At 32.5% G+C, this 22,714-nt stretch carries 19 protein-coding genes; 10 read left to right on the forward strand and 9 right to left on the reverse strand.

What is annotated here, in order from left to right:
- Positions 1–52: 52 nt before the first annotated feature.
- From accD to tamL, 3 genes are read right to left on the reverse strand one after another with little or no spacing between them, the layout of a single operon-like run.
- The gene (gene accD, locus IF125_RS00600) at positions 53–901 is read right to left on the reverse strand and encodes an acetyl-CoA carboxylase, carboxyltransferase subunit beta (RefSeq protein ID WP_171623211.1); all 849 of its coding nucleotides are present in this window, start codon (positions 899–901) and stop codon (positions 53–55) included.
- A 41-nt stretch (positions 902–942) separates the two neighbouring features.
- Positions 943–2,010 (reverse strand): class II fructose-bisphosphate aldolase, encoded by a 1,068-nt coding sequence (fbaA, locus tag IF125_RS00605; protein WP_225541169.1) that lies wholly within the window; start codon positions 2,008–2,010, stop codon positions 943–945.
- Between the two features lie 37 nt (positions 2,011–2,047).
- On the reverse strand, positions 2,048–4,651 hold the full coding sequence (gene tamL / locus IF125_RS00610; protein WP_225541170.1) for a translocation and assembly module lipoprotein TamL: 2,604 nt from the start codon (positions 4,649–4,651) through the stop codon (positions 2,048–2,050).
- A gap of 4 nt (positions 4,652–4,655) precedes the next feature.
- On the opposite strand from tamL, the gene IF125_RS00615 reads away from it, so the two are divergent.
- From IF125_RS00615 to IF125_RS00625, 3 genes are all read left to right on the forward strand, one after another.
- Positions 4,656–5,399, forward strand: a complete 744-nt coding sequence (locus IF125_RS00615; protein WP_171623214.1) for a TrmH family RNA methyltransferase — start codon at positions 4,656–4,658, stop codon at positions 5,397–5,399.
- Positions 5,400–5,487: 88 nt separating this feature from the next.
- The gene (locus tag IF125_RS00620; RefSeq protein WP_225541171.1) at positions 5,488–6,696 is read left to right on the forward strand and encodes a serine hydrolase domain-containing protein; all 1,209 of its coding nucleotides are present in this window, start codon (positions 5,488–5,490) and stop codon (positions 6,694–6,696) included.
- 205 nt (positions 6,697–6,901) lie between these two features.
- On the forward strand, positions 6,902–7,288 hold the full coding sequence (locus tag IF125_RS00625) for an HU family DNA-binding protein (protein WP_188319131.1): 387 nt from the start codon (positions 6,902–6,904) through the stop codon (positions 7,286–7,288).
- Positions 7,289–7,535: 247 nt separating this feature from the next.
- Here IF125_RS00625 and IF125_RS00630 read toward each other — a convergent pair whose 3' ends face one another.
- Positions 7,536–8,648, reverse strand: a complete 1,113-nt coding sequence (locus IF125_RS00630; protein WP_225541173.1) for an ABC transporter permease — start codon at positions 8,646–8,648, stop codon at positions 7,536–7,538.
- Entirely contained in the window at positions 8,648–10,723 is a 2,076-nt protein-coding gene (locus IF125_RS00635) for a carboxy terminal-processing peptidase (RefSeq protein WP_225541174.1), read from the reverse strand. Before IF125_RS00635 ends, IF125_RS00630 begins: the two co-directional genes overlap by 1 nt.
- Positions 10,724–10,915: 192 nt before the next feature.
- Between IF125_RS00635 and surE the strand changes: the two genes are divergently transcribed.
- Positions 10,916–11,680: a 5'/3'-nucleotidase SurE gene (surE, locus tag IF125_RS00640; RefSeq protein ID WP_225541175.1), complete on the forward strand. Its 765-nt coding sequence runs from the start codon at positions 10,916–10,918 to the stop codon at positions 11,678–11,680.
- 192 nt (positions 11,681–11,872) lie between these two features.
- On the opposite strand, the gene IF125_RS00645 is transcribed toward surE, so the two are convergent.
- Complete coding sequence (locus IF125_RS00645; RefSeq protein WP_225541176.1) at positions 11,873–13,069, reverse strand: tetratricopeptide repeat protein; 1,197 nt, start codon at positions 13,067–13,069, stop codon at positions 11,873–11,875.
- Positions 13,070–13,072: 3 nt separating this feature from the next.
- Complete coding sequence (gene gyrA / locus IF125_RS00650) at positions 13,073–15,646, reverse strand: DNA gyrase subunit A (RefSeq protein WP_225541177.1); 2,574 nt, start codon at positions 15,644–15,646, stop codon at positions 13,073–13,075.
- Between the two features lie 364 nt (positions 15,647–16,010).
- Here gyrA and rpmH point away from each other — a divergent pair, with 364 nt between their 5' ends.
- The 4 genes from rpmH to IF125_RS00670 all read left to right on the forward strand — a co-directional run bounded on the left by rpmH (position 16,011) and on the right by IF125_RS00670 (position 18,983).
- On the forward strand, positions 16,011–16,169 hold the full coding sequence (rpmH, locus tag IF125_RS00655; protein ID WP_019974979.1) for a 50S ribosomal protein L34: 159 nt from the start codon (positions 16,011–16,013) through the stop codon (positions 16,167–16,169).
- 82 nt (positions 16,170–16,251) lie between these two features.
- A complete protein-coding gene (locus IF125_RS00660) occupies positions 16,252–16,944 on the forward strand; it encodes a cell division ATP-binding protein FtsE (RefSeq protein WP_171623222.1) in 693 nt (230 codons plus the stop codon).
- A 77-nt stretch (positions 16,945–17,021) separates the two neighbouring features.
- Positions 17,022–18,137: a hypothetical protein gene (locus tag IF125_RS00665; RefSeq protein ID WP_225541179.1), complete on the forward strand. Its 1,116-nt coding sequence runs from the start codon at positions 17,022–17,024 to the stop codon at positions 18,135–18,137.
- Between the two features lie 24 nt (positions 18,138–18,161).
- Entirely contained in the window at positions 18,162–18,983 is an 822-nt protein-coding gene (locus tag IF125_RS00670; RefSeq protein ID WP_225541180.1) for a 2OG-Fe(II) oxygenase, read from the forward strand.
- A gap of 15 nt (positions 18,984–18,998) precedes the next feature.
- On the opposite strand, the gene IF125_RS00675 is transcribed toward IF125_RS00670, so the two are convergent.
- Complete coding sequence (locus tag IF125_RS00675; RefSeq protein WP_171623225.1) at positions 18,999–20,117, reverse strand: glycosyltransferase; 1,119 nt, start codon at positions 20,115–20,117, stop codon at positions 18,999–19,001.
- Positions 20,118–20,135: 18 nt separating this feature from the next.
- Positions 20,136–20,369 carry a uroporphyrinogen decarboxylase gene (locus tag IF125_RS00680; RefSeq protein WP_171623226.1) on the reverse strand — a complete coding sequence of 78 codons (234 nt, stop codon included), beginning with the start codon at positions 20,367–20,369 and terminating at the stop codon, positions 20,136–20,138.
- A 76-nt stretch (positions 20,370–20,445) separates the two neighbouring features.
- On the opposite strand from IF125_RS00680, the gene kdsA reads away from it, so the two are divergent.
- The gene (gene kdsA / locus IF125_RS00685) at positions 20,446–21,255 is read left to right on the forward strand and encodes a 3-deoxy-8-phosphooctulonate synthase (protein ID WP_171623227.1); all 810 of its coding nucleotides are present in this window, start codon (positions 20,446–20,448) and stop codon (positions 21,253–21,255) included.
- 73 nt (positions 21,256–21,328) lie between these two features.
- A complete protein-coding gene (gene hemN, locus IF125_RS00690; RefSeq protein ID WP_225541181.1) occupies positions 21,329–22,690 on the forward strand; it encodes an oxygen-independent coproporphyrinogen III oxidase in 1,362 nt (453 codons plus the stop codon).
- The last annotated feature ends 24 nt before the right edge of the window (positions 22,691–22,714 follow it).

Here is a 22,714-nt window from a genome sequence, read left to right on the forward strand (position 1 = left end):
ATCCAAATGAAATTTGAATATAATTTCAAAAATATAGTTGCACTTCTATTAATTAGTTGATAGGCATTAACATATCAGCTACTTCTTTTATTTTATCTTTCATCTTTTTACGGTGAACGATCATATCAACGAAGCCTTTTTCTAATAAAAATTCAGAAGTTTGGAATCCTTCTGGTAAATCTCTACCAATTGTTTCTTTGATAACACGTGGTCCAGCGAATCCAATTAATGCGCCTGGCTCAGCCATAATCACGTCACCAATAGATCCGAAAGAAGCTGTAATACCTCCGAAAGATGGATTCGTTAACACTGTAATGTAAGGAATATTGTGGTCTGCTAATTGAATTAATTTAGCTTCTACTTTTGCTAATTGCATTAACGAAATTGCAGCTTCCATCATACGCGCTCCACCTGATTGTGTAATGATTACATACGGTGTTTTGTGTTTGATTGAATAATCAATTGCACGTGCGATTTTTTCTCCCATTACAGAACCTAAAGAACCTCCAATGAATTTGAAATCCATACAAGAAATAGTAATGTCACGGCCATGAATTTTTCCAGTCGCATTGCGAATAGAATCTGTCATTCCCGTTTTCTTTTTAATTTCTTTTAAACGATCTTTATAAGGCTTTGTATCTGTCCAATTCAAAGGGTCTTTACTTTCTACTTTTGTGTCTAATTCTGTAAATTTTCCTTCGTCAAATAAGATGTCAAAGTATTCTTGAGAACCAATTTGTACGTGATGATCATCCTCTGGACTTACATACGCGTTCGCTTTTAATTCTTCAGTTTCGATAATTTTTCCTGATGGTGTTTTGTACCATAAGCCTTTCTTAACGTCTTTTTTTGACTCTGTAGGCGTTGTAATATTTTTCTTGCTTCTTATAAACCAAGGCATATTCTCTGTTTTTATTTGAATAGAAAAATCTCTTTTGAAGATTATCCTAAAGTATTAACATTATTTAAATCGTGGCAAGCTTGGATTAATCTTTCTTTGAAAGAAATTTCTCCTGCTCTTAACCATACACGTGGGTCGTAGTATTTTTTATTTGGAGATTCAGCACCATCTGGGTTACCAATTTGTCCTTGTAAATACGCTGCATTTTCGTCAAAATATTTGCGAACACCTTCCATAAATGCATATTGTAAATCTGTATCAATATTCATTTTAATCACTCCATAGCTAATTGCTTCTCTGATTTCTTCTAAAGTAGAACCAGAACCTCCATGGAAAACAAAATTTACAGCGTTTTCTACATTATATTTTTCGTTGATGTATTTCTGAGAGTTATCTAAAATTTTTGGTGTTAAAACAACATTACCAGGTTTGTAAACTCCGTGTACATTACCAAATGCAGCTGCAATCCAGAAATTATCAGAAACTGATTTTAAATTCTCGTAAACATAAGCTACTTCTTCTGGTTGAGTATATAACAAAGAGTTATCAACATTAGAATTGTCAACGCCATCTTCTTCACCTCCTGTGATACCTAATTCCATTTCCAACGTCATTCCGACTTTAGACATTCGATCTAAGTATCTTTTACACGTTTCTACGTTTTCTTCTAATGGCTCTTCAGATAAGTCTAACATATGAGAACTAAATAAAGTCTTTCCGAATTTATTGAAATGTTCTTCGTTAGCATCCATAATACCATCAATCCAAGGTAATAATTTTTTTGCACAATGGTCAGTATGTAAAATTACTGTAGCTCCATATGCCTCAGCTAATGTATGAATATGTTTTGCACCTGCAATAGCTCCTTTAATAGCAGAAAGTTGATTTTCACCTTTTAATCCTTTTCCAGCATTAAAAGCAGAACCTCCGTTAGAAAATTGAATAATAAGAGGAGAGTTGACTTCTACTGCAGCTTCCATTGCAGCATTAACTGTATCTGAACCAATGACATTACACGCAGGTAAAGCGTACTGATTAGCTTTTGCATCATTAATGATGTCTTGAACTAATGAACCGGTTGCAACCCCGGCTGGAAATTTTCTGCTCATTATGTTAGTATTTTGTGAAACAAATATAGATGTTTTTTTAGAAAGGATAATTAATTCCGAAGTGTAATCTTGGTTTCAAGATATTAAAATTATCAAATTGCCAACGTTCACCTATTTCGTATGAAGGATCATAAATTTTGTAACCTAAATCAAATCTTACAATTGCAAACGTACCAATGTGGTAACGGAAACCTACACCAGACCCAATTCCTAATTCTTTATAAAAATCTTTGAACTTGAATAATGTTTCTTGTCGATCTTTATTAACGCCCCAAATATTACCAGCATCAATAAAATATGCACCTTCTAAACTTCCGAAAAGATGGAAACGATATTCAGCATTGAATAACAATTTCATACTCTCAAATTCTAAACTCTGATTTTTTGAATTGATACGAGGTTTACTTCCAGGACCTAATGTCAATGGAGCCCAACCACGCACATCATTTGCACCTCCTGCCGAATAACTTCTTACAAATGGCGCTGTGTCTGAATTTCCGTAAGGTTGAATAATACCAAATAAAAATCGACCAGCTATGCTTGAATTAGAATTCATTTTAAATTTTCGACGAACATCAATGTCCAATTTTACGAATTGAGAATAAGGAATGCCAAAAATTAATCCTGCTTGATTTCCATCTCGATCAGGTTCAGCTTTATTAAAACCAAAGGCTTTGTCCAAACCTCGTAAAATATTTCCAGCTAACTCAATTCTAGCTTGTATAAACCACGGATTACTTTTTGGACGAAAGGCGTTTTCTTGATTGTATGTAAATTGATATATAAATGAATTAATCAATATATTTTGAGAAATGTTTGCTTTTCTGTATAACATGTTTTCAAAATCAACATATAATCTTGCATCTTCTCCTGTTAACGAGTTCTGAAATCCTTTGTCTGCCTCAATAGCGTCTGTTAATTCATCATCTGTTACATAAATTGGTGCATCTGGATTGTATTCGTAATAGAGTTTTTTTACTTCTTCTTTTGTTGTATTATCTCTAGTAAAAACTTCGTAATAGCGATCTTTTTTACGATTATTGATAAATTCAGTGTTGAAAATAGAGACTTTGTGTTGAAATTCTGAACTCGAAATATCCATATCAAAACCAAAGCCATAAGTTGTTTTATCTAAACCTACATTTTTCTGCGTACTTGCATTCATTCTGATTGCCGATTCAGCAGAGAAACGTTTAGGTAAAATATTGTCAAGATTAATAGGTGTTAACAAATAAGGAAACTTCAATTTGGTTTCAATTCCAACTTCGTAAGCATTCAAGAAAGCTTTATTCATCGAGAAATCTTTGTTAACCGAACCCAATGTTCCTTTTAACGTTGTTTCTAAATTTTCTCCTCCACCAAATAAATTCCTCGAAGTTAAGGTCATCCCGGGAGAAATTGCAAAATTCATATAACGAGAAGCGTAACTTTCGACAAATAAATTCAAATCGTATTTCTTTTTAGGCGTAAAAAAAACATCAACATTCAAAATCGAATCTTGTTTGGTTATTCTAAATCCATGTAAGTTGATATTTTCTTTTTTGAAAATATTTCGTTTTGTTTGAATTTCTTGTCGTTGGCGATACAATTGATTTGGTCGAATTACAAATGCATCTGTAAAATATCGAGGACGATATTCTGGTTCTTTTGTATAAAAAACGTTGTAATCTTTGTATTCCTTTTTGATTAATGAACTTTCGTCATCAACTATATTGCGCGAATCAGCATAGATATTGACCTTCCCAAAACGATATTGCGTAAAAGGAGTAATACTATCAATTTTCAACGAATCTTGACTAAGTTTATCAATAAACATTGTAACATCAAGGCGCTTATTGCTTTTTAATGTATCCGCTTCAAAGTATAAATCTTCTCCCGTGTCATTAAAATCATAGTAACCTCTGTTCTTTAATAAATCAACAATACGATCACGTTCTTCTTCAAATTTATCAAAGTTGTATTGATCTCCAGCATGTAACACAGTTTGTTTTCCCAAAGGAGAATTTAAGTATTCTTCAATTTTAACGTCAGAAATTTTTTGAGTAAACGTTTCGATATAAGATGGTTCATCTAATTTTATATCATAAATGGTTTCTGCTTTTTTCGAAACCGAATCTTTGTCATAAGAAACAGCTACTTTCGAATCGAAATAACCTTTGTCATGAAATAATCGATTTAAGTTCTTTGCCGAAAATTCTGACTGTTCTTCGTCTAATAAAATTGGTGCTTCACCTTGGCTAAAATAAAGACGTTCTTTCCACAAACTTTGTCCAACATATTGGTTCAGATTATTTTTTGTTAACAAACTATCCAATAACTTTTGGTTACGGAAAGGGGCGTCTACACGATAATATTCCTGAAATGTCTCATCAAACTTTGCAGGCGACCAATTGTATACCCATTGCCAAAGAGGAAAAAATCCTAAGAACTTTCCAGCAGGCTTTTGTTTTACATAATCACTTAAATCTTTGTTGATTATTGCCTTTTTCTTCTTTATATCAGGATCCTCTTTATCGTATTCAAATTTGTTTTTTACAAACAAATATTCTCCTTCAGGAACTTTTTTAGTTGTACTACAGCTATAAAAAAGTAATCCCAAACAAGAGATAAGTGCTATATTTGTTGTAATTTTTTTTTGCATAAATATGTTATCAAATAACGTTATTAAGATAATAACATCTCTCGGTTCTAAAAAATATAGACAAAAATATAATTTGTTTGTCGTAGAAGGTGTTAAAAATATTGGGGAAGTTATAAAAAGTTCTATAAATATTAAAGAATTATTTATAATTGAAGACTTTTGGCCCGAAGCAACACACATCAAAAAGACATTTATAGAAGAAAAAGAGTTGAAAAAGATCAGTTTCTTAACAACTCCTAATGTTGGCCTTGCACTTTGTGAATTACCAAATTATGATGAAAATATCCAATTAAAAGGTTTGTCGATTGCGTTGGATGATATTCGAGATCCAGGAAATTTAGGCACAATTATCCGTTTGGCTGATTGGTTTGGTGTAGAGGATATTCTTTGTTCCAAAGAATCAGTTGATATGTACAACCCAAAAGTTGTGATGTCGACAATGGGATCTTTTACACGAGTGAAGGTGCATTATATTGATTTAGAAAAATATTTATCCCAATATAAAGGAAACATTTTCGGAACTTTTATGGAAGGAGAGTCTATATACGAGCAGATACTTCCACAAGAAGGTATATTGGTAATGGGGAACGAAGCAAATGGTATCTCAAAAGAAATTGAGGCGTTGACGACAAATAAACTAAGCATTCCGTTTTTTGGGACAAATGGTTCTACAGAAAGTCTAAACGTTGCCGTTGCAACAAGTGTCATCTTAGGCGAGTTTAAGTCTCAACTTTCGCACAAATCATAAAAAAAACTTAATGTTTGCAAACGGGTTATTATTCCACAAATAAATATATACTTTAGTGCTAACAAACAAATAGATTAAGAAAAAACACATGAAATATGTAGCGGTTGTTCTTGCTTCTGCCATGCTTTTTATGGGAAGTTGTAGCAAGAAAAACGAACAAAAAGAAGAACTTAGAAAGAAGGATCCGCATGCTTTGCGCTTTGATTCATTGGATTGGAAGGCAGATTTCAAGCCAATGCACTACACACAAGCAGAGATTAATGATTACCGAAACAAAGTAAATACCTATTATCAAGACTTTTGGGTCAATGGAAATGTAAGTGGAGGTTTGCTGATTGTGAAGAATGGTCAAGTACTTTTAGAGAAATATCAAGGGATGGCAGACCAAAGAAATCAGCGTCCTATCACACCTGAAACCCCTATTCATATTGCATCTATCTCGAAGGTTTTTACATCTGTTGCTATTCTAAAGTTGGTAGAGAAAGGTAAAATTACATTAGATCAAAAGGTAAATACACTGTTAAAAAATTTTCCTTACGAGGACATCACAGTTCGTCATTTGCTAAATCACCGCAGTGGTTTACCAAATTATGCCAACGTTTTGTGGAATGGTAAGAAGGTGATGATGGATCGCGAGAAGCCAATTTCTAATCAAGATGTGTTAGATATCTTCACCGAACACGATGTTAAACAAATTCGTTCAGCAGATAAAGGTTTTTATTACTCAAACACCAATTATGCTTTTCTTGCTTTAATCATCGAAAAGATAATGAAAATGCCTTACCCTAAGGCGATGAAATACATGGTTTTTGACCCGCTTGAGATGAAAAACACCTTTGTTTTTGAGTATGACCGCGATAAAGATACAGTAGCTCGTTCGTACAAATACAATGGTTATGAGTGGGCTTGGGACGATTTTGACCGTACTTATGGCGACAAAAACATCTATTCTACACCAAGAGATCTGTACAAATTAGACATTGCCATGTATTCGAACGATTTTTTACCAAAGAAAATCAAGAAAGAAGCTTTCAAAGGATATAGTTATGAGCAAAAAGGTTATAAGAATTATGGACTTGGAATACGTTTGTTAGAATACGAAGATGGTAAAAAATTGTTGTATCACAATGGTTGGTGGCACGGGAACAATACTGTTTTTGTACACGATGTTAACAATCAATTCACGATAATAGCTTTAGGAAATAAGCAGAACAAAAATATATATAGTGCCTTTAGATTAGTAGGGCTTACCGATACTTATCCTATAAAAGCACCCATAAAAGATTCGATAAAATAAGACGAACAAAGAAGTATAAGGCTGCATATTGTGCACAATCTTCATTAAATTTTATCATAAAAAGTAAAAGCTTTCATTCATTTGAAAGCTTTTTTTAATGCTCTTTTTTCGTATAATACTGATAATCAACAAATTTATTTTGTGAATTAAATATAAAGTATTAATTTAGAGTTAATTAACTATTAATCTGAAAATACTTTTAATTATGGCAATAAAATACAATGTTATTCAAAAAGCTTATCCAGGAGATCCTACTGGTCCTAAAAAGTTTTATGCAAATTCTATTGCAGATGGTGAAATCTCTCTTCGTAGATTAAGTAAAGAAATCGCTCAAACTTCTTCCGTTAGTGAGAGTGATGTCTATGCATCGTTGATTGATTTAGCAAAAATGTTAGCTAAACATTTGGCAGATGGTAAAATAGTTCGCTTAGGAGATTTTGGATCTTTTCAGATAAGTATAAGTAGCGAAGGTGCAGATTCAATTTCAAAAGTAACTTCTGCTTCTATTAAAAATGCTAAAATACTTTTTAGACCTGGCATTGATCTTCGAGAGACTTTAGCGACTTTAAAGTATGAAAAAAAGAAAAGTTAATGTAATTTTTTCAACTTCTAATTGAGGCCAATAAAAAAACGTCAGTAGGTTTTGATTAAAACCTACTGACGTTTTGATTAAAACCTAACTACGTTTTGAATAAAACCTAACTACGTTTTATTATGAATGTTATATTGAACTATTTATTACTTTATATTAAGTCAATAACAATGACATAATCTTATTAAAAATTAAACCTATGTTTCTGTGTGGTTAACTATAAAAAGTTTAAAGTTTAATTTGCTTCTTACTGTTTAATATCCATGATATCTCGCAAAACATTTCCGAAGATATTAAATCCAAGAACCAATAACATGATGGCTAAACCTGGTAGGATTGCCAAATGTTGTTTCCCAAGAATGATATGGTTGTAATGTTCTTTGATGATATTTCCCCAAGACGGAGTAGGAGGTTGTGCGCCAATTCCAAGGAAACTAAGCCCACTTTCTACTAAAATTGCCGAAGCAAAATTGGCTGCCGATATCACAATAATAGGAGCAACAACGTTGGGTAATATTTGATTGAAGATGATTCTTGCATCCGAAAAACCTAAGGCTTTTGCTGCTTCTACAAATTCTTTTTCTCTGTACGATAAGAATTGTCCACGTACAACACGGGCAACTTCTACCCACATCGTTAGACCAACGGCAATAAATATCTGCCAAAATCCTTTTCCAATAGCCAAAGTAATAGCAATAACCAATAGTAATGTTGGGATAGACCACACTACGTTTATCAGCCACATAATCATGTTATCGACTGTTCCCTTGTAATATCCTGCGATAGCGCCCAGGGAAACTCCTACAAGTAATGAGATGAATACTGCGATAAACCCGATAAGAAATGAAATTCTTGTCCCGATGATTAACCTCGAATAAAAGTCTCTTCCGTACGAATCTGTACCAAGAAGATAGGTTTTTGTATAGATATATTGTTTCTCTATATCTTTGGTTTTGATGTTATACTTTGTCCAAGTTGATGCATCTATGGTAATAGGTTCGCCACTAAGTCCGTTTCCTAAATAAGGAACATAGGTAATATTTTGTCCATTGATCTTGTAAGATGAGATACTTATTTGTTCCGAATCGATCTCTTTCCCGAATATATAATCAGTAAAACTTGTTTTTCCTGTATAATTAGGTAATGGAATTTCGATTGTTTTTTGCTGATAACCTATAGGTGCATATGCAATGGTTAGGTCTTGTCTGTTTGCATTTTCTGTTTTGTCTGTCGCGAAGATATAGGCAAAAATAGAGATGATTGCAGCCAATACTATTACACCAAAAGAAAGAACACCAAGGGTGTTCTTTCTTAATTTATTGAATACGATTTGTGAAAATGAACCGTTTTCTTGCTCCATTATTTTAGATCTCTTAAAACGTTAACCGCTTCGTTTAAATAAAAGTCTTTTTGCATTGCTTTGAACCAATTGTTACGTTTTGCTTTTAAGACAGTATCAGTTTTAGTTGTTGTCAAGTCGTTTTGATTCATTGTAAACTTGAAGTTGTTTTTGTACTTATCTAAATTTTCGAACTTTTTGATTTTATCTTCGCGTGTTTTACGGTATGTTTTATAATCTTCTAAGTTCAAAGGAATCTCTTTCATCTCTTCCATTGATTTGATGAATTTGAAACTTTCGTTCATTAGTTTCAAGTGAGTATTATTTTCTAAACGAGCTTTGCTGTTGGCTTTTACTTTTGTTAAATCGAAAGTTGTAGGCCATTTTGCAATAACCAATGGTTTGATTTGATCCCAGTTCAAAGCTTCTGGTCGAGAAGCTTCGCTGATATCTTCGTAAGTGAACTGATCAACTAAAGAAATATCCGACTGAACTCCTTTTAATTGTGTTGATCCTCCGTTAACTCGGTAGAATTTTTGTATTGTTAACTTCACTGCTCCATACTCATCACTTCCCGTTTGACGGTCTAAAGGCAAGATAGTTTGTACTGTACCTTTACCAAAGGTTTGAGGCGATCCCACGACAACAGCACGACCATAGTCTTGCATAGCTGCAGCAAAAATCTCTGAGGCAGATGCAGAAAGCTCGTTAACCATGACAACTAATGGTCCGTCGTATGCGATAGAATTATCTTTGTCTTCGTGAATTTTAAGCATTCCGTCACTACGTCTCACCTGTACAATTGGTCCTTCTTTGATGAACAATCCAGAGATTTTAACTACCTCTTCTAATGAACCACCACCATTGTTACGAACATCGAAAATAAGACCTTTGATGTTTTCCTTCTTCAATATTTCAATTTCTTTTTTGATGTCTTCGGAAGGGTAACGACCACCTTCTTTACCCATCGGGGTATAAAACTCAGGTAAATAAATCATTCCATATTTATCTCCCTTGTCGTCGGTAATTACAGAGGAACGAGCAAACACTTCTTCAGCTTCGATTACTTCACGAATCAAAGAGATTTGTTGTTGAGAACCGTCTTTTTTCTTAATTGTTAAGACAACTTCTGTTCCTTTTTTCCCTTTGATTAGGCGAATGGCATCGCTCAAAATCATTCCAACAATGTTTTTCGCTTCACCGTCTTTCCCTTGAGCAACTTTTATAATTTGGTCTCCGACTTCTAATTTACCGCTTTTCCATGCTGGACCTCCAACGATAAGTTCTGCAATTGTTGCGTAACCTTTTTTATCTTGAATCTTGGCTCCAATACCTTCCATTTGTCCAGACATTTCGAATTCGAAATCTTCTTTGCTCGTTGGTGAGAAGTAAGTTGTGTGGGGATCGTATTGTTCTGTGTGCGAATTCATGTAAATAGAGAAATAATTTTCGCGTTTTGTTTGCTTGATGCGACGGAAATAATCAGAAATTAAATCTTTTACTTCTTCACGTGCTATCTTTTCAACTTCTGCAAAAGGAGTATCTTTTGTGATTTTCTTTTTGTCTTTGTCAGCCAAAGGATCTTTAGCATCTTTTAACGAAGTAGAATTGTTCAAGGTGTCTTTCTTTTCACCTTTTACGTCATCTTGCATAGAAATGATTTCCAGCATTACGTTGTATTTCAGGTATTTGCGCCATAAATCTTTTGCTTCGTTTTTATCTTTAGCGTATTTAGACGTTTTGTAATCGATATTGAAATTCTCTTTTTGATTGTAATCAAAAGGTTTCGATAATGCTTCCATCGAATATTTTTCCGCTTCAGCAATACGTTTGTAAATTGTATCTACAGATGCATTGTAAAAGTTTAAATTTTCTGTTTTATAATAATCATCTAAATTGTGAAAATCTTTTTTGAATAAATCATAATCAGATTGCAAAAGAAAGCGTTTGCTTGGATCTATATATTCTAAATATTTATTGAATACATTTTCTGAAAATTTATCATCAACTGTTGCAGGTTTATAGTGTAGATAAGTTAAGGTATTTCGTGTGTTTTTTACAATTAACTTTTCTCTTTCTTCGTCAGTGTCTAACATGGGTTTGCAAAAGCAAAAAGCAAGTAAACTCATTGATAAAAACGATAGTAAAACATACGTTTTTTTAATTAACATATTGCGATGGTGTTATATAAATTAATAATTTAAGTATCCTTCAAATATAAAACAAAAAGAAATTAGAAGGAAGTTTTTTACATTTGTATAAATGATGAATAAAAGTAATAAATAAATATGGAAAGACCGCTAATTTTAGTTACAAATGATGATGGGGTAACTGCGCCTGGAATAAGAGCGTTAATAGAAGTTGCAAAAGAGTTTGGGGAAGTTTACGTTGTAGCGCCTGATAGTCCACAAAGTGGAATGGGGCATGCGGTTACGATTAATTCGACTTTATTTTGTGATGAGATTGAAGTTGATGCAGAAGTAAAAGAATATGCGTGTTCGGGAACACCGGTAGATTGTGTAAAATTAGCTGTTTCGCAAATTTTACCTCGTAAGCCAGATTTGTGTATTTCTGGAATTAATCATGGATCGAATTCGTCTGTGAATGTGATTTATTCCGGAACTATGTCTGCCGCTGTAGAAGCTGGAATAGAAGGGGTTCCTGCAGTTGGATTTTCGTTGTGTGATTTTTCGTACAATGCAGATTTTAAAGCAGGAGAAAAGTTTGTTAAAACAATTATTGCACAAGTTTTGGAACATAAATTACCAAAAGGAGTGGTGTTGAATGTTAATATTCCGAAATTGAAAGAAGAGGAAATTAAAGGAATTAAAGTTTGTCGACAAGCTGATGCGAAATGGGAAGAAAAATTTGATCGTCGCGAAGATCCTCGTGGTAGAAAATATTATTGGATGAGTGGAGAGTTTAAAAACTTAGACAAAGGAGAAGATACCGATGAACGAGCTTTAGCAGAAGGTTATATTTCTGTTGTTCCTGTTCGTTATGATTTAACAGCGCATCATTTCTTGACAGATTTAAGAAACTGGGAGTTGTAACTTTGTTCTAAGTTCTAAGTTCTAAGTTCTAAGTTCTAAGTTTTTAGTGGAATCATTTTGAGTTTGTCGAGGAATCTATGAGCTTTTAATGATTTAGAAGAATATGAATGAATGCAGAAATAGAAATGAGTTAATTCAAATAAAAAAGGACTTCATTTGAAGTCCTTTTTTATTGTTATATAATTGTGAGAATTATTTTAAAGTTTTTTTCTCAGCTTCACGATAGAAAGTTTCTTTCTGATCGTTTCCTAATGTTTTGTATGCTTGAATTAAGTTACGAATAACCAAACGATTTTCTGGTTGAATTTCGTACATTTTTTCAAGATAAGGAACTGCTTCTGTAAACAAAGCTTTACGTTTTGTTTCGTTTGCATTGTAAATTTCCTTCTCTTTTTTTGATGTTCCTAAATTGTTGTTCATCGCTTCAACAATTTCTTTGTCTGCTTGTAAAATAGCTAACACTAAATTGTTATAAGATTCGAAATGTTTTGGGTTTAACTCAATCGATTTTTGGAACATTTTTTTAGCCTCTTCTGTTTTAGATTTATCATCTAAATATAAAACGCCTAAGTTGTAATAGTTTTGCGCATCATTTGGATTAATTTTAATCGCTTCTTCGATATGTTTTAACATTTTGTCAGAATTTCCAGATACTTGGTAGATTGCAGTCGCAATGGTGTTGATGTCAGCATCAGTAGGGTATTTATCAATAGCTTCTTCTACAATTGCATCGTGTTTTTTTGCATTGTATAAACCATTAAGAGCTAAAATATACATATCACGGTTGTAATCTTTTGTCTGATTAGCAGATTTACCTGTGAATCCTTTTGCAGCTAATTCTTTCAAAATCGTTAACGATTTGTCGTAATCATTTGCATTGTAAAAACAGATAGCAGCTTGGTATTTATAGATATCTTCTTTTGTACCTAAAGCTTCAACTAAATTATAAACGTTCAAGAATTTTGTTCCTGCTTCTGTGTATTGTTTAGCATCCATTGCTTTGTTAGCAGCGTCTAATTCTTTGTTCGCTAAAGTAGAAACTTCTGATTGCAATAAGAAACCATATTTTGGTTGTAATGCAACTTCTTTTGCTTTTGCATAATTACCAGCTGCAGTTGCTTTATCTAAATCAGCTTGAGAATAGTAAAACTCATCTTTTTTAGTGTCTTTATTTTTGACTTGCCAAACTTTGCCGTTTTCGTATTTAGATAATTTTGCTAAATCTTGACTTGCTTTTGTAACGTCACCTTTTGCTAAGTTTTCTTTTGCTGATTTATTGTATTTTTCAGCTAAAACTGTAGGTTCTGTTGTTAATTCTTCTGAGTTTGTTTGAGCAAATGATGTTGACATTGCTAAAACTAAACTTAAACTAAATAATAATTTTTTCATTGATTATTCATTATTTGGATCCTCAGCAGGTGTTTCATTTGCTTGAGTTTCGTTGTTTTCGTTTGTATTTTCTACAATAATTGGATTTCCTTCTTCATCAAGTTCTACTTCGTCTTCCAATTCTTCTTCAACTTGCACTTTTGCAATAGCTGCAATTTCATCGTTCTTTTTCAGGTTAATCAATCGAACACCTTGCGTTGCGCGACCCATTACACGAATTTCATCTAAACCTGTTCTAATTGCAACTCCAGATTTATTGATAATCATTAAATCATCTTCATCTGTAACCGCTTCAATTGCGATTAATTTACCTGTTTTGTCAGTGATATTTAAAGTTGTGACACCTTTTCCACCACGATTTGTTTCACGGTAATCTTCTATAGATGAGCGTTTTCCATAACCTTGTTCAGAAACGACTAATACAGTCTCTTTTTCTATATCAGTTACAACAATCATTCCGACAACTTCATTATCAGGTTGATCACCTAAGTTAATTCCACGAACACCTGAAGCAGTACGACCCATTGGACGAACTTTTTCATCTTCGAAACGAATTGCTTTACCATATTTAGAAGCGATCATAATTTGGGATTTACCATTTGTTAATAATGCTTCTAATAATGTATCACCTTCACGAACTGTAATTGCGTTAATACCATTTGCACGTGGACGAGAATAAGCTTCTAAAGATGTTTTCTTGATGATACCATTTTTAGTTACCATAATTACGTAATTATTATTTACGTATTCTTCGTTCATTAAATCGTGTGTTAAGATATAAGCTTTTACTTTGTCATCTGGTTCGATGTTGATTAAGTTTTGTATAGCTCTACCTTTAGATGTTTTAGAACCTTCTGGAATTTCATATACACGCATCCAAAAACATTTACCTTTTTCTGTAAAGAATAACATGTATTGGTGATTAGATGCTGAAACCATATATTCTAAGAAATCTTCGTCACGAGTTGTAGCAGCTCTGTTACCAACTCCTCCGCGAGATTGTTTGCGGTATTCTGAAAGTGGTGTACGTTTGATATAACCCATGTGAGAAATTGTTAAAACAACTTGTTCATCAGGAATTAAATCTTCTATATTTAAATCACCACCTGCATAATCGATCTCTGTACGACGTTCATCACCATATTTTTTACGAACTTCTAATAATTCGTCTTTGATAATTTGCATTCGTAAATCTTCGTTTGCTAAAATATCTTTTAAGTGATTAATCATTTTCATGATTTCTTCGTACTCTTCACGAATCTTATCAATCTCAAGACCAGTTAATGTACGTAAACGTAAATCTAAGATGGCACGTGCCTGAATTTCTGATAACTCAAAAGCTTCCATTAATCCTGTACGAGCATCCTCTGGTGTTGCAGATTCACGAATAATTTTAATTGCACGGTCCAAATCATCTTGTGTTCCGATTACTTTCATGTAACCTTCTAAGATGTGTGCTCTTTCTTGTGCTTTTCTTAATTCGTATTCAGTACGACGAATAACAACTTCGTGACGGTGTTCTACGAAATGATAAATCATATCTTTCAAGTTCAATTGCTCTGGTCTTCCATTTACCAAGGCAATATTGTTTACACTGAAAGATGATTGTAATTGAGTGAATTTAAATAATTTATTTAAAACTACGTTAGGAACTGCGTCCATTTTTAAGACATAAACGATACGCATACCTTTACGGTCAGATTCGTCACGAATCTCAGAAATACCATCTAATTTACCGTCTTTTACCAACTCAGCAGTTTTTGCAATCATGTCTGCTTTGTTAACTTGGTAAGGAATTTCTGTTACGATAATACAATCGCGCCCATGTACTTCTTCGAAATTAGTTTTTGCACGTAAAACAACACGTCCACGTCCAGTTTCGAAGGCTTGTTTTACTCCGTCGTAACCATAAATAGTACCTCCAGTTGGGAAGTCTGGTGCTTTGATATATTGTGTTAATTCGTCAATTGTAATTTCACGATTATCAATATAAGCGATAGTTCCGTCAATAACTTCTGTTAAGTTGTGCGGAGCCATATTTGTAGCCATACCAACTGCAATACCAGATGCACCATTCACTAATAGGTTAGGAACACGTGTTGGTAAAACCGTAGGTTCTTGGATTGTATCGTCGAAGTTTAGTTGAAAATCAACTGTTTCTTTATCTAAATCAGCTAATAATTCGTCTGATATTTTTTGAAGTCTTGCTTCAGTATAACGCATTGCAGCGGGTGGATCTCCATCTACAGAACCGTAGTTACCTTGTCCGTCAACTAGTAAGTAACGCAAAGACCAAGGTTGTGCCATACGTACCATAGTGTCGTAAACAGAACTGTCGCCATGTGGGTGAAATTTACCTAAAACTTCCCCTACAATACGTGCCGACTTTTTGTAAGAACGATTAGAAAAAACACCTAATTCATACATTCCGAATAATACTCTACGGTGTACAGGTTTTAAACCATCACGCACATCCGGAAGCGCACGAGATACGATTACCGACATCGAATAATCGATGTAAGCGGATTTCATTTCATCCTCAATGTTAATTGGGATTAGTCTTTCTCCTTCAGTCATATTGTTTTGTTATATAAGGTGGCTAATATACGAATTTTAAGCAAAAAAAAGACTGCTAAAAACAAGATATTTGATGTTTTATGAAACTTTTAAGGATTCATTTTACATCGTTCCGAAAATTGGTTGATTTGATTAAGTGAAACAAAATGTTGATAAGTTTTAATTGTTATTGTTTTAATTTTCTCTTGCTTAACAAAAAAAATGTTTTTATATTTGCACTTCGAAAATTACAAAGTGTAGAACGGAACGCGGTTTACTATTAATTCAGCTTTTTTGTAATTTTCTATCAATTTGATTTTTGAATTAATAATATTAACTGTATATTTGCAACCCATTCGAGTAATGGATTAGAAACTTAGTAAAGATGAGTAAGAGAACATTTCAACCAAGTAACAGAAAAAAAAGAAACAAACACGGATTCCGTGAGCGTATGGCTTCTAAAAACGGGCGCAAAGTATTAGCTGCTCGTAGAAAGAAAGGAAGAAAAGCATTAACTGTTAGTGAAGTAAGAGCTAAAAGATAATCGCTACAATTCATAAAAAATAAGCTTGAAGGTCGTTCTTTCAAGCTTTTTTTTTACATTTGTTTTAAAGACTGTAATAAGTATGGAAGCTAAAAATGTAATTGAGTTAAGTCAATCATCTATATATCAAAGAAATCATTTAGTATTATCGGACGTTAATTTTACACTAAACGAAGGTGAATTTGTTTATCTAATCGGGAAAACGGGAAGTGGAAAAAGTAGTTTGTTAAAAGTACTTTATGGTGATTTACCACTACAATCAGGGCAAGGAGCTGTGGTTGGAATGGATTTGAAATCATTAAAAACAAGTAAAATTCCAGACCTTAGAAGGCATTTAGGGATTGTCTTTCAGGATTTCCAATTATTAACAGACCGTACAGTTGAACAAAATTTAATCTTTGTTTTGAAGGCTACAGGTTGGAAAGATAAAGCGACAATTGATAAACGTATCGATGAGGTTTTAGATGCAGTAGGTATGTTGTCTAAAAAGAAAATGATGCCATTCCGTCTTTCAGGTGGTGAGCAGCAGCGTGTTTCTATTGCTCGTGCTTTGTTGAATCATCCAGAATTGATTTTAGCTGATGAGCCGACAGGAAACTTAGATCCAGAAACTTCAAATGATATTATGGATTTGTTGTTGTCTGTGTCAAAACAAAATAATTGTGCAGTTTTAATGGCTACACATGATTACGAAATTATTCGTCGTTATCCTGCTCGTAAAGTACGTTGTGAAGACGGTAAATTATTTGAGGTTACTGAAGCAATCACAGAATAAAAATTTATATACAATATAATTTTAAAGAAAGAGTTTACTTAGTTGTAAACTCTTTTTTTATATATTAAACTAATAAAATGTTTAGAGATAAACCATTACATTTTGTAAGCATGGATACGCCTTTTCCTCCAAGTTATGGAGGAGTGATTGATGTGTTTTTTAAATTACAGGCTTTTCATCAATTAGGGGTAAAAGTGTATTTACATATTTTTGGATTTAAAGAAAATAAAGAGAGTGGTTTAGAAAAGTATGCTGAAAAAGTCTACTATTATCCTATCAAGCAAAATCCTTTTTTGGTTTTTAATAAATCTCCATTTTCAGTTTGTTCAAGAAATGGAAATAAATTATTTGAAAATATAACCAAAATTGACGCACCAATTTTTTTTGAAAGCCTTAAAACGACAGATATTATTCGAAAATTTAATTTATCAAATCAAAAAAAATATTTAAGATTACATAATATTGAGCAAAATTATTTTGAAGGTTTAGCTTTAAGTGAAACAAATATTCTTAAGAGAGTGATGTATTACTTAGAAGCTAAAAAGTACATTAAATATGAGCCGATTATGAGTCATTTTGATCAAATTTTCACGTTGTCTAATTATGAACAAGATTATATATATCAAACGTTTTCTAAAGGTAAATTTATACCTGTTTTTCATGGGAATAATACCTTTTGTAATTTAAAAGGTTGTGGTCATTATGCCTTGTATCATGGGGATTTAAGAGCAGCAGATAACCGTAGAGCTGTAGAATTTTTGATTGATGTTTTTAACGATATAGATTATCCTTTAATCATCGCTTCAAGTTCTAAACAAGCATGGGTTGAAGATAAAATAGTTGGTAGAAAAAATATTAAATTTATTTACTTAGAAGATTTTAAACATCTGTTAACGTTGTTTAAAAATGCTCAAATGAATATTAGTTGGTCTTTTCAGCAGTCTGGAACGAAATTGAAAGTTGTAAATGCATTATTTAATAGTCGATATTCTATTATTAATGACAATGTGATAGATGACGATCATATTCGTCAATTATGTATTGAAGTTAAGAATGAAAAGGAGCTTATTGAACAAATTAATTTATTGAAAAATAAACCATTTATTGCTTCTGAAACTTACAAATCTATTTTAGAAACTTATTTAAATGACAGAATGAATGCAGAAAATATTTTAAACGAAATTTTTTCTTAAATTTAAATACAATTAACAACGAATATGCGCAGAGAAAATTTTGCAGATTTAATTTTACAAAAAATTAAAGACCAAAAAGACACTATAAAACAGCAATATCATACTTCTAAAAATAAAATTGGATATTTTTGGATAGATGATTTATTGCCAAACGATTTAGCATTGGAAATTAATGAAAACTTTCCTTCTAAAGATGAAATGGTTTTGAAAAAAAGTTTGAAAGAAGATAAATATATCGCTGTTCAAATGAACCAATATCATCCTATTTTGGAAGAGATTATTTATGCTTTTCAAGACGAAAGAATTGTGAGTTTGATTGCAGAAATATGTGATATAAAGCAACCTATTCCAGATTCTTCTTTGTATGCTGGTGGATTGTCGATGATGGGAAATAAACAATTTTTACAACCACATTTAGATAATTCTCATGATGCAAAAAGAGAATTATGGCGCGTATTAAATTTATTGTATTATGTGACACCAGATTGGAGAGAAGAATATGGAGGAAATTTAGAAATTTGGCCAAATGGATTGAAGAATGAGCAGATTACAATTTTTAGTAAATTCAATCGATTAGCTGTAATGGCGACGCATAATGAATCGTTGCATTCGGTTTCACTAATAAAATATGAAGGGTTTAGAAAATGTGTGTCGAATTATTATTTTTCGAAAGAACCTTTAAGAGAAACAGATTCGTTTCATGTTACATCTTTTAGAGGGCGTCCTGAACAAAAAGTGTTGGATCAAGTTTTACAAGTTGATAATGCGTTGAGAATGGGGGTTAGAAAGGTTTTTAAGAAAGGAGTAGTCGAAAATCCGCATGTATATAAAAAAGAAAAAGAATAGGTTAAGGAGATTAACCTATTTTTTTATTTGTTCAAAAATTGCTTTAAGTTTTATTTCTTCGTTTTCCCAACAAAGTTCTTTTGCAGCTTTTGCAAGATTTTCTTGGTAACTTCGTTTTCCTTCGTTTAAGATCTCTTGTAATGTTTCGGCTAAATGTTTTGGTTCATGGTTTATAATCACTTTACCTACGTTGTATTCTTCTACCATTTTTTTTATCTCTGGTAAATTTGTCGCTAAAATAGGAACTCTTGCTTGAATAAAGTCGAATAGTTTATTCGGTAGAGCATAGCGATAGCTTAAACCTAAATCTTCTTCCAAACTCATTCCTACATCAGCTAAAGGTGTTATGGTTTTTAAAGTTTTTGGGGGAATATTTCCTAAAAAATGAATGCGATTTGTAAGGTTTAAATTTTTTACCAATTGCTCGTATTCTGCTTTTTTTGGACCTTCTCCAGCAATCCAAAATTGACAATTTTCGACATACTTAAATGCTTCAATCATTTTATCGATTCCTCGACTCATATTGATTGCACCTTGATACATTAAAATTTTGTCATTCGTTGGATTTTCGGGTAAGCGAAAGAAAATAAAATCTTGTTTATCATTCAGTTTTGTTCGATTGGGAACATTTCTAATCACAACCGGATTAGCGCCATATTCTTTATGAAACCAATTAGCATATCCATCACTAACGGTGTAAAAATGATTGATTTTTGGAAGTAAGAATTGTTCTAAAGTTTTCCATATTTTTTTTGTTTTTGGACGATTCTGAAGTGATGGTAACTCTGAAAAAATCTCATGACTATCAAAAACTAAAGGTCTATTTTTGATTTTGCTGACCAAGTAAAAAGGGAATAAACTGTCCAAATCATTCGCTAATAAAATGGTCTTTTTATCTGTTTTTTTTAATAAAGTAAAAAATAATTTCCAATTAAATTCGGCATACATTTTCATCGTTGATTGATTATTCATCTCAATCAAATGCGTTTTGTATGGTTTATTCAAATTTGGCTTTCCTTTTAATGTTGCGCCAATTAATTCTACATCATATCCAAATTTCAATAAAGAATGACAAACTTTATCTAATCGTTGATCCGTTTCAATATTATTTAATACTGCAGAAAGAATTTTCAATGTTGTGGTTTTTAAAGGTTATTTTCCAGGTTTAAAAGCAATATAATAAGCCTGTACTAAAAATAATAACGCATTCGGAATAAGAACTGGCCAAGCCTCAATCATTGCAGCATAAATTACAAAACATATACACCCTATTGCATTGATAATACGAATGGTTGTGATTTTTGAAAAAAAGAATGCTAGTACAATAAAGACTGAAGCTAAATAGCCAAAAATATCAGCTATACCAATGTTAGATAAAAAATCCATAAAATGATAAATAAGAATGATAAAGTATAGGCAAAATTATGAAAAATAAGTCGATAACTTTGTGTAAATTTGCACAATGATAGAAACTTTATCAAAGATAAAACACAAAGATTCGCCAAATTTCTTTTTACTTGCTGGTCCATGTGCCATCGAGAATGAGGATATGGCTTTGAGAATTGCTGAAAAAGTAATTAACATTACTGATAAATTAGAGATTCCTTATGTTTTTAAAGGATCTTTCAGAAAAGCAAACCGTTCTCGTATTGATAGTTTTACAGGAATTGGAGATGAAAAAGCATTGAAGATTATTCAAAAAGTAGGCGAAACATTTGATGTTCCTACAACAACGGATATTCATGAACCTTTTCATGCAGAAATGGCTGCAGCTTATGTAGATGTTTTACAAATTCCTGCTTTTTTGGTTCGTCAAACGGACTTAGTTGTTGCTGCAGCAAAAACAGGGAAGCATGTTACGCTGAAAAAAGGACAGTTTCTTTCGCCAGAAGCAATGAAATTTCCTGTTGAAAAAGTGACAGATTCAGGTAACAATAATGTAGCTATAATCGAACGAGGAACAATGTTAGGTTACGGAGATTTAGTGGTAGATTATCGTGGAATTCCTGTGATGCAAAATTATGCACCAGTTATTTTAGATATCACACATTCTTTGCAACAACCAAATCAAGCTTCGGGTGTTACAGGAGGAAAACCAGAGTTAATCGAAACGATTGCAAAAGCTGGAATTGCTGTAGGTGCTGACGGAATTTTTATCGAAACGCATCAAGATCCTAAAAATGCAAAAAGTGACGGAGCAAATATGTTACAATTAGATTTGTTAGAAGGATTATTAACGAAATTAGTTAGAGTTCGTCAAGCAATTCTTTAAATTTTTTTTTTAGAATTCAATAATATTAAATAATACTTAATCAATTTGATTAAGTATTTTTAATTTTTTAGATATGAATAATTTAATCCAAAAATACAATATTCCAGGACCTCGTTACACAAGTTATCCTACAGTTCCATTTTGGGACAATAATGGATTTACAAAACAAGGATGGGTGGAAACTTTCCAACGATCTTTTGATGAAAGTAATGCAGAAGAAGGAATATCAATTTATATTCACTTACCTTATTGTGAGTCTTTGTGTACATTTTGTGCATGTAACAAACGTATTACTAAACAACATTCGGTAGAAATTCCTTATATTGATACAGTTTTGAAAGAATGGAAATTGTATGTAGATTTATTTTCATCTCGACCAAAAATTAAGGAAATTCATTTAGGAGGAGGAACACCAACTTTTTTCTCTTCAGAAAATTTGAAGAAATTAATTGATGGTATTTTTGAATATGCGGATGCTGCCGAAGGACACGAATTTAGTTTAGAAGGACATCCGAATAACACAACAAAAGAACATTTACAAGTATTATACGATTTAGGCTTTAGACGTATTTCGTATGGTGTACAAGACTATGATCTTAAAGTTCAGAAAGCGATTAATCGTGTTCAACCTTTCGAAAATGTGAAAAGAGCAACAGAAGAAGCGCGTGAAATTGGTTTTTCATCGATTTCTCATGATTTGATTTTTGGGCTTCCTCATCAAACAATGGAAGGAATGTTAGAGACGATTAATTTGACAAAACAACTTAATCCAGATCGTATTTCTTTTTATAGTTATGCACATGTACCATGGATAAAAGGAGTTGGACAACGTGGTTTTCATGAAGAAGATTTACCTACGCCAGAATTGAAACGTGCTTTGTACGAAGAAGGAAAAAAAATGTTCGAAGAAATGAATTATTTCGAAATAGGAATGGATCACTTTGCATTAGAACACGATTCGATGTATCAATCAATGAAGGAGCATACATTACACCGTAATTTTATGGGATATTCTTCTTCGAAAACACAATTAATGGTAGGCTTAGGAGTTTCTTCTATTAGCGATTCTTGGTATAGTTTCGCACAAAATGAAAAAACAGTAGAAGAGTACGAAAAATCAATCCAAAACGGAGAATTATCCGTTTTCAAAGGTCATATTTTATCAGAAGAAGATTTAATTATGCGTCGTCATATTCTAAATTTAATGTGTAATTTAGAAACTTCTTGGGCTGATGAAAGTATGAGATTTGATGATGTAGAGCGAATTAAAACGATGTTACAAGGCATGGTAGACGATAATTTGATTGAATTTGTAGAAAATGGTTTAATCGTGAAAGAACAAGGACGTCCATTTGTTCGAAATGTATGTATGACATTCGATAAGAGAATGATAGATAACGAGCCTGAAACACGTATTTTCTCAATGACAATCTAATAAAATAGATAAATGTTTTAAACT

The organism is Empedobacter stercoris (assembly GCF_020281205.1).
GTDB lineage: Bacteria > Bacteroidota > Bacteroidia > Flavobacteriales > Weeksellaceae > Empedobacter > Empedobacter stercoris.